The sequence below is a fragment of the Mesorhizobium sanjuanii genome, assembly GCF_002529485.1.
GTDB classification, from domain to species: Bacteria; Pseudomonadota; Alphaproteobacteria; order Rhizobiales; family Rhizobiaceae; genus Mesorhizobium; species Mesorhizobium sanjuanii.
Genome location: NZ_NWQG01000014.1, coordinates 1 through 7,652, shown reverse-complemented (window position 1 = coordinate 7,652; position 7,652 = coordinate 1). Strand labels below are relative to the sequence as shown.

Below are 7,652 nucleotides of genomic sequence, written 5' to 3'. Positions count from 1 at the left end.
GTGCCGAGCGCTTCGTCAATTATCAGATCGAGTCCTTGCTGAAGCCGCTGGTCGACCTCAAGAACGCCGAGCAGATCACCGGCATCGGCCGCGGCATCGCCTTCCAGCTCGTCGAGCATTTTGGCCTCATCAATCGCCGCGACATCGCCGAGGAGATGAAGTCGCTTGACCAGGAGGGCCGTGCGGCGCTGCGCCGGCTGGGCGTGCGCTTCGGCGCCTACCATGTCTTCGTGCCGGCGCTGATCAAGCCGGCGCCGGCCGGACTTGTGACGCTATTGTGGGCGTTGAAGAACGACGGCAAGGACAAGCCCGGCTTCGGCGACGTGGTTCACGCGCTTGCGTCGGGCCGCACCTCGGTGGTCATCGACCCCACTTTCGACAAGACGTTCTACAAGCTCGCCGGCTACCGCAATCTCGGCCGGCGCGCGGTGCGCGTCGACATCCTTGAGCGGCTGGCCGACCTGATCCGTCCGGCGACCAATTGGAAGCCGGGTCTGGGACAGCGCCCTGATGGCGCCTACGACGGCCAATCCTTCATGGTGACGCCGCCGATGATGTCGATCCTCGGCGCCACCGCCGACGACATGGAAGAGATCCTGAAAGGTCTGGGCTACCGGGCCGAACCGAAGCCGGCGGCCGAGGTGAAGGCGCGGCTCGAAGCGCAGGATAATGCCGCGCGCGAGGCCGCCGCGGCAAAACTGGAAGAGGCCGCCCGAGCCGAGCAGGCCAAGGCGGCGGAAGCTGCGGCAACGGACGCAGCCGCGGAGGCGTCGGTCGAAGATTCTGAGCCGGCTATCGCGGCTGAAGTCACCGCCGACAGCTTGGAGCCTGTCGTCGACGGCTCGGTGGAACCTGTCGCCGAAGCGGCAGCCGAGCCAGCCGCGGAAGAGCAACCCGAAATCACGCAAGAGGCTCCGCTCGCCGCCGAGGAGCCTGCTGACGCCACGGCCGAAGCCACGGAAGAAGTTGCGCTCGCAGCAGAAGCAGTCGCTGACATCGCTGCTGCCGGAGGCGCCGACGCCCTCACCTCCCCCTCGATGGGGGAGGGTGAAGCCAGCGAGCCCACCGTGGACGCCGAGGAGCCGAAACCGATCCTGCTGTGGCGGCAGGGCCGCTTCGACCAGCGCCCTCGCCACCGCCACCACGACAATCGCGCCCGCCCACGCAACGGACAGGCTGCGCAGGGCCGAGGCGACGCGCCGGCAGGCGCAGAAGGCGCATCCCGGCCGGCCCATGAAGGCCGCCGCGACCAGCGCGACGGCGCCGGCAAGCCGCGCTTCGACCGCTCGAAGTTCAAGCCCAGGCCACAAGGCGAAGGCGCGGAACGCCGCGATGGCAAGCCGCAAGGCGAGCGTCCCGACCGCCGCGACAACAGGCCTGACTGGAAGGGCAGCCGGCAGGACGGCAAGGGCGGCGCGCCAGGCGGCAAGCCCGCCTTCCAGGCAAAACCGCGTGAGGAACGCCCGGTGCGCTTCGATCCGGACTCGCCCTTCGCCAAGCTCGCCGCGCTGCGCGACCAGCTGAAGAAATAGCTCAGTCCGGTCCGATGGTTGCTGAAGGCCGCCAGCGCATCGACAAATGGCTGTTCTTTTCACGTGCGGTGAAATCGCGCTCGCTGGCGGCGAAGCTGGTGGTGGCCGGCCGCGTCCGCATCAATCGCGACAAAGCAGCGCAGGCCTCGGATATGGTCCGGCCCGGCGACGTTCTCACCATCACGCTCGAGCGGCGCATCTTCATCTGGAAGGTGCTTGGCACGGGGACCCGGCGCGGCCCTGCCGAGGAAGCGCGCACGCTCTACGAAGACATGTCGCCGCCGCCCGCGCCGAAGGGCGAAGCAGTTCCCGACGCGATTCCGGCACTTCGCGAGGCCGGCAGCGGCCGCCCGACCAAGAAGCAACGCCGGGAAACCGACCGCCTGATCGGCGAAGACTGAGACATTGACGCCCTTTGCTGCACCAGCCCTCTGGAATTCCATTCCGGAAACACCGGTATCATCCGCAATGGCTGCCCTTGCAAGCGGTGGGCAAAGACGTTACCTCACCAAAAAAGCCCAGCAAAACTGGGGCATTCCGGAGCCGATCGATGACCTATGTCGTGACCGACAATTGCATTAAATGCAAATACATGGACTGCATCGAGGTCTGTCCGGTCGACTGTTTCTACGAAGGCGAGAACATGCTCGTCATTCATCCCGACGAGTGCATCGACTGCGGTGTCTGCGAACCGGAATGCCCGGCCGACGCGATCAAGCCGGACACCGAGCCGGGCCTCGACAAATGGCTGCAGATCAACACCGAATACGCCGAAAAATGGCCCAACATCACGGCCAAGAAAGAGCCTCCGGCAGACGCCAAAACCTTCGATGGCGAGGCAGGAAAGTTCGAGAAATATTTCTCCGCCGAGCCTGGCGAGGGCGATTGACGGTACGCCAACCGGGGTGGGATTACGTGGCGTAATGGCCATGATACATTAACTGCCTGACAGGCAGCGATTGTGCTCGGCCTTCGCTTATGCAGCAAAACCTTGATTCTTCCGACTTTTTGTGCTACATGAGCGAAACATGCCGGTGACACAACGTCGATTTATGGCGCCAACGCCCCAAATCACTGAAAGGTGAATTTCTCAATCCGGACCAGAGCAATCTGGGGCAGGCGGTCGCGATTATGCGGTTTGCCGGTCCTGGCTTTTCCGGTGGGTTCATCTGTTGTGCGGCTAACGGTCGGCAACCCGACCGCACGAGTTCAGCCGGCGCCGCCATGCCGGCACCACAACAAGGAGTTCACGGCGTAATGGCAACGATCACCCCGCAGAAGAAGTCCACCGCAGCACGTCACGGTTTCAAGACCGGCGAGTACATTGTCTATCCGGCGCATGGCGTCGGCCAGATCGTCTCGATCGACGAGCAGGAAGTTGCGGGCCACAAGCTGGAGCTGTTCGTCATTGATTTCCAGAAAGACAAGATGCGCCTGAAGGTTCCGGTCGCCAAGGCGACCTCCATCGGCATGCGCAAGCTGTCGGAAGAGGATTATGTCGAGCGCGCCCTGAAGGTCGTGCAGGGTCGCGCCCGCGTCAAGCGCACCATGTGGTCGCGCCGCGCCCAGGAGTATGATGCCAAGATCAATTCCGGCGATCTGATCTCGATCTCGGAAGTGGTGCGCGACCTCTACCGCGCCGACAACCAGCCGGAGCAGTCCTATTCCGAACGCCAGCTCTATGAGGCGGCGCTCGACCGCATGGCGCGCGAGATCGCCGCCGTCAACCGCATGTCGGAAACCGAAGCGGTGCGCCTCATCGAGGTGAACCTCAACAAGGGTCCCAAGCGCGGCGCCAAGGCCGACAACGAGGAAGCCGAGCAGGAAGAAGCTGCCTGAAGCTTTTTCGCTTCTGCGTTCTGAAAAACCCGGCCTTGCGCCGGGTTTTTGTTTTTGAGGGCCGCAGACGCCCGGGAGGCCTACCCCTCGCCGCCAGCTTCCTTCATTGCCTCTTGTTTCAGCGTGGCGATGAACCGCTTGGTCCGTTGCCGCTCCGGATTGCTGAACAGCACGGCCGCCGGACCCTTTTCGACGATGACACCGGCGTCGAGAAACACCACTTCCTGCGCGATCTTGGAGGCGAGCCTGAGATCATGCGTCGCCATCACCATGGTCGTGCCCTCGCTGGCGAGCTGGCCGAGCACGTCGACCACCTCCTGCGCCAGTTCGGGATCAAGCGCCGAGGTCGGCTCGTCGCAGAGCAGCACTTTCGGCGATGGCGCCAGCGCCCGGGCAATCGCCACGCGCTGTTGCTGACCGCCCGACAGCGTTGCCGGCCAGGCGTCGGCCTTGTGCGCCATCCCGACCTTTTCCAGCAGCGCAAGCGCCCGCTCGCGCGCCCGCTCGGTTGGCCATTTGAGCACGGTAACCAGCCCTTCCATGACATTCTCGATCGCGGTGCGATGCGGAAACAGCTGGAAATTCTGGAACACCATGCCGGTCTGCAACCGCAGGCGTTGGATGTCCCTCGTGGAGACCTTGATACCGGGACGGAATTCCAGTGTCTCGTCGCCGATGCGCACAGTGCCCGAGGTCGGGATCTCCAGCAGGTTGATGCAGCGCAGAAGCGTGCTTTTGCCGCCGCCCGAGGGGCCGACAAGGGCGGTGACGCTGCCTTCCTCGATGCTGACGGTCACCCCCTTCAGCACGAGATTGTCGCCAAAGCGCTTCTCGATATCGGTGAGGCCGATCATGATCGCGCCTCCAGGAAACCGCCATAGCGATTGAGGCGAACCTCCAGCCGCGCTTGCAGTGCCGACAGCACGGAACTCATGACGAGGTAGAGGATCGCCGCCTCGACATAGAGGATCAGCGGCTCATAGGTGGTGGCGACGATGCGCTGCGCTGCCTGGAACATTTCCGGCACCGTGATGGCGGCGGCCAGCGACGTGTCCTTGACCAGCGAGATGAAGGTGTTGGACAGAGGCGGCACCGCGACGCGGCCGGCTTGCGGGAGAATCGTGCGCCGCATCGCCTGGCTCCAGGTCATGCCGATCGAATAGGCCGCCTCCCACTGCCCCTTCGGCACCGAGCCGATCACGGCGCGGATGATTTCCGACGTGTAGGCGCCGATGTTGAGGGTGAAGCCGATCAGCGCCGCCGGAAAGGCGTCGAGCAGGATGCCGACCGAGGGCAGGCCGTAGAAGATCAGGAAGAGCTGCACCAGAAGCGGCGTGCCGCGGAAGATCCAGACATAGAAGCGGACCACCGCGACCAAAGGTTTCGGGCCGAACAGCCGGATAAGCGCCGCGACCAGCCCGACGAACAGGCCGAAGGCGAATGACAGCAGCGTCAGCGGCACGGTGAAGATCAGCGCCGCCCACAACAGCGTCGGCAATGAATCCAGCATCAATTGCAGCCAGTGCGGCACGGGGGGCTCCTCCTAATGCATATCGCGCAAAAGGTGCGCAGCGGTTTTGCGATAACGTGTCGCGTGAAGCCGTTCAAACACGACGCGCTTTGGCAAGACCGCCCTGCCTATCATGCGAAAAGCGGCGAGCCGTCAAAGACGGCTCGCCGCGAACAGTTCGGGCTGGCCGGCGATCCGCCCGCCCAGTGATTGCGTTACTTCGAAACGTCCTGACCAAAATAGGTGTCGGCGATCTTCTGGTAGGTGCCGTCGGCCTTGATGTCGGCCAGCGCCTTGTTGATGGCGGCGACCAGCTCCGGATCGCCCTTGCGCACGATAACGCCGGAATAGTCGGCGTTTTCTTCCTGCGCGGCGATCTTCACATTGGCGTCGGGCTTGTGCTTCTTGAAGTCGAGAAAGGACAGGCTGTCATTGATGGTGGCGTCGGCGCGGCCGGTAAGCAAGAGCTGGATCGACTGGTCGAAGCCGTCGGTGCCAACGAGTTCGGCGCCATTGGTTTCGGCAAGCTTGCCGAAATTCGAGGTCAAAGACTGCGCCGCCTTCTTGCCCTTCAGGTCGGCGAAACCCTTGATGTCGGTGTTGTCGCCGCGCACGATCAGCACCGCCTTGGAGGCGATGTAGGGATCGGAGAAGTCATATTTGGCCTTGCGCGCCTCGGTGATGCCGACCTCGTTGATGACGGCGTCGTAGCGGTTGGCGTCGAGGCCGGCGATCAGCCCGTCCCATTTGCCTTCGAGGAATTCGACCTTCACACCAAGCTTGTCGGCGATCGCCTTGGCGATCTCGACGTCGAAGCCGACGAGCGCGCCGGAAGCGTCATGATAGGTGAAGGGCGCATAGGTGCCTTCCGTGCCGACCTTGATAATGCCGGCCTGCTTGATCTGATCGAGATTGGCGCCGGCATAACCCGATGTGACGGCCAGAACCTGCAGCGTTCCCGCGATGATGAGCGACGTAAGCCATTTCATTTTTCTGTGATCCCGTCTTGGTCGGTATGCCGGCCCGTTGTGAAGAGCTGGAAAATGGCAGATGCAGGCGAGCAAAATAAGGAACTGGATTTCAAAGATAGCCTGTTTTGGAAATCCTATTCTCAAAGGCCACAGCAACTGCAGAGTGCACATCTCTGCAAATTGCCGCTGCCCTTCCCGCAACGCAACCTTGCATGGCGCGACGTCGGAACATTCCCCGACGTGGCGAGTTTTGGCTGTTGTAGGGCGCGATGTCGACATTTCAACCGCGCCCGGCAAGATCGCGGTCGCCAGTCCGTCCGCAAGCCGAACAGGAGCCGGCATGATCGAAGACACGGCAGGACGAACCATGGTCCGGGCGGCGATGCGGGCTCCCTATCTCGAGCGCGAGGAGGAGCACATTCTTGCCTTGCGCTGGAAGCAAGACAACGATCAGCACGCGCTGCACTGTATCACCATGGCGCATATGCGCCTTGTCATCTCCATGGCCTCTAAATTCCGTCATTACGGCCTGCCGCTCGGCGATTTGATCCAGGAAGGCCATGTCGGTCTGCTCGAAGCCGCGGCGCGTTTCGAGCCTGAGCGCGAGGTCCGCTTTTCGACCTATGCGACATGGTGGATCCGCGCCTCGATGCAGGACTATATCCTGCGCAACTGGTCGATCGTGCGCGGTGGCACCAGCTCGGCGCAAAAGGCGCTGTTTTTCAATCTGCGGCGCCTGCGCGCCCGGCTGGCGAATGGCGCCGAACCGCTCTCCAATGCCTCGCTCTACCGCGAGGTGTCGGTGGCGCTTGGCGTCTCTGAAGCCGACGTGGCGATGATGGATTCCCGCCTCTCGGCGCCGGATTCTTCGCTCAACCAGCCGCTCGCAGACGATGCCGGTGCGACGGAACGGATGGAGTTCCTGGTTTCGGATGATCCGTTGCCGGATGAGATCGTCGGCGAGACGATCGATGTCGAACGCCGCTCAGTCTGGTTGAAGACGGCGCTCGGCGCGCTCAATGCCCGCGAGCTCAGGATCATCGAGGAGCGCCGGCTGAGCGACGAGGGCGCCACGCTCGAATCGCTCGGCGAGGCGCTCGGCATCTCCAAGGAGCGTGTTCGCCAGATCGAGGCGCGCGCCATGGAGAAGCTGAAAATAGCGCTGGTCGAGCAGAATCCGGAATTCATGGCAGCGTAGGTTTCGAGCCGCTCGAACCTGCCCGAGCGACCACCATCGGCAACGCGCATTGGCCGGCGCTATCTGTCCGTGACGATCTTGACTTTGTCGCCGGCCGAAACCGCAGCGCCCGGCGATAGCGCATTGATCACCCGGAAAAGATCGAGCTTGCGATCGACGCCGACCATCTGCGCGGCGAGCGAACCCATGTTCTGGCCCGGCTGGACCGTGACGACGCGGATATGCAGCGGCTTCAGCGCCGCCTTCTCGGCCGCGCTCAGGATGCGGAAGGAGCCGCTGACCGAACGCGCCACTCCATCAAGTGTGGTGCTGGCGGACGGGGCTGCCGTCAACAGCCGGTAGACCTGGCCGCCGGCGCGGATCACCGCGATGTCGAACTGCCAGCCTTCGGCGCCGGCATGTGCGGTCGCCGCCTCATTGCCGTTGATCGTTTCCTGTTTCACGCTGCTGTCGTCGAGACCGGCCACCCAGCCGCTGCGGATGTAGTCGGTCAGCGAGCGGGTCTTGTCGATCGACACGCCGTCGAAGCGGATCGCCATGTCGCCCGGCCCGGTCGCCGTCACCGCCGCCGCCGAATTATCGATGACGAAGCCGTCCGGCAC

The 7,652-nt window shown here is 63.5% G+C and carries 8 protein-coding genes and 2 pseudogenes; 6 read left to right on the top strand and 4 right to left on the bottom strand.

The window, feature by feature from the left end; translation table 11 throughout:
• The 4 genes and pseudogenes from CN311_RS03265 to CN311_RS03250 all read left to right on the top strand — a co-directional run.
• Positions 1-1,532, top strand: a pseudogene (locus tag CN311_RS03265) (helicase); the annotation flags it as partial.
• A 14-nt stretch (positions 1,533-1,546) separates the two neighbouring features.
• On the top strand, positions 1,547-1,933 hold the full coding sequence (locus tag CN311_RS03260; protein ID WP_097571970.1) for an RNA-binding S4 domain-containing protein: 387 nt from the start codon (positions 1,547-1,549) through the stop codon (positions 1,931-1,933).
• 149 nt (positions 1,934-2,082) lie between these two features.
• The gene (gene fdxA / locus CN311_RS03255) at positions 2,083-2,421 is read left to right on the top strand and encodes a ferredoxin FdxA (RefSeq protein ID WP_008873823.1); all 339 of its coding nucleotides are present in this window, start codon (positions 2,083-2,085) and stop codon (positions 2,419-2,421) included.
• Positions 2,422-2,789: 368 nt separating this feature from the next.
• Positions 2,790-3,371: a CarD family transcriptional regulator gene (locus tag CN311_RS03250; protein WP_006327799.1), complete on the top strand. Its 582-nt coding sequence runs from the start codon at positions 2,790-2,792 to the stop codon at positions 3,369-3,371.
• An 80-nt stretch (positions 3,372-3,451) separates the two neighbouring features.
• Here the strand turns inward: CN311_RS03250 and CN311_RS03245 are convergent, their stop codons facing one another.
• Complete coding sequence (locus tag CN311_RS03245) at positions 3,452-4,225, bottom strand: amino acid ABC transporter ATP-binding protein (protein WP_097571969.1); 774 nt, start codon at positions 4,223-4,225, stop codon at positions 3,452-3,454.
• Positions 4,222-4,902, bottom strand: coding sequence for an ABC transporter permease subunit (locus CN311_RS03240; RefSeq protein ID WP_097571968.1), 681 nt, complete (start codon positions 4,900-4,902; stop codon positions 4,222-4,224). The genes CN311_RS03245 and CN311_RS03240 overlap by 4 nt, the downstream gene beginning before the upstream one ends.
• A gap of 15 nt (positions 4,903-4,917) precedes the next feature.
• Here CN311_RS03240 and CN311_RS32425 point away from each other — a divergent pair, with 15 nt between their 5' ends.
• Positions 4,918-5,091, top strand: coding sequence for a hypothetical protein (locus CN311_RS32425; protein ID WP_165779570.1), 174 nt, complete (start codon positions 4,918-4,920; stop codon positions 5,089-5,091).
• 5 nt (positions 5,092-5,096) lie between these two features.
• Here the strand turns inward: CN311_RS32425 and CN311_RS03235 are convergent, their stop codons facing one another.
• Entirely contained in the window at positions 5,097-5,870 is a 774-nt protein-coding gene (locus CN311_RS03235; RefSeq protein ID WP_097571967.1) for an amino acid ABC transporter substrate-binding protein, read from the bottom strand.
• Between the two features lie 322 nt (positions 5,871-6,192).
• Between CN311_RS03235 and CN311_RS03230 the strand changes: the two genes are divergently transcribed.
• A complete protein-coding gene (locus CN311_RS03230) occupies positions 6,193-7,050 on the top strand; it encodes an RNA polymerase factor sigma-32 (protein WP_097571971.1) in 858 nt (285 codons plus the stop codon).
• A 59-nt stretch (positions 7,051-7,109) separates the two neighbouring features.
• Here CN311_RS03230 and CN311_RS03225 read toward each other — a convergent pair.
• Positions 7,110-7,652, bottom strand: a pseudogene (locus CN311_RS03225) (metalloprotease); the annotation flags it as partial.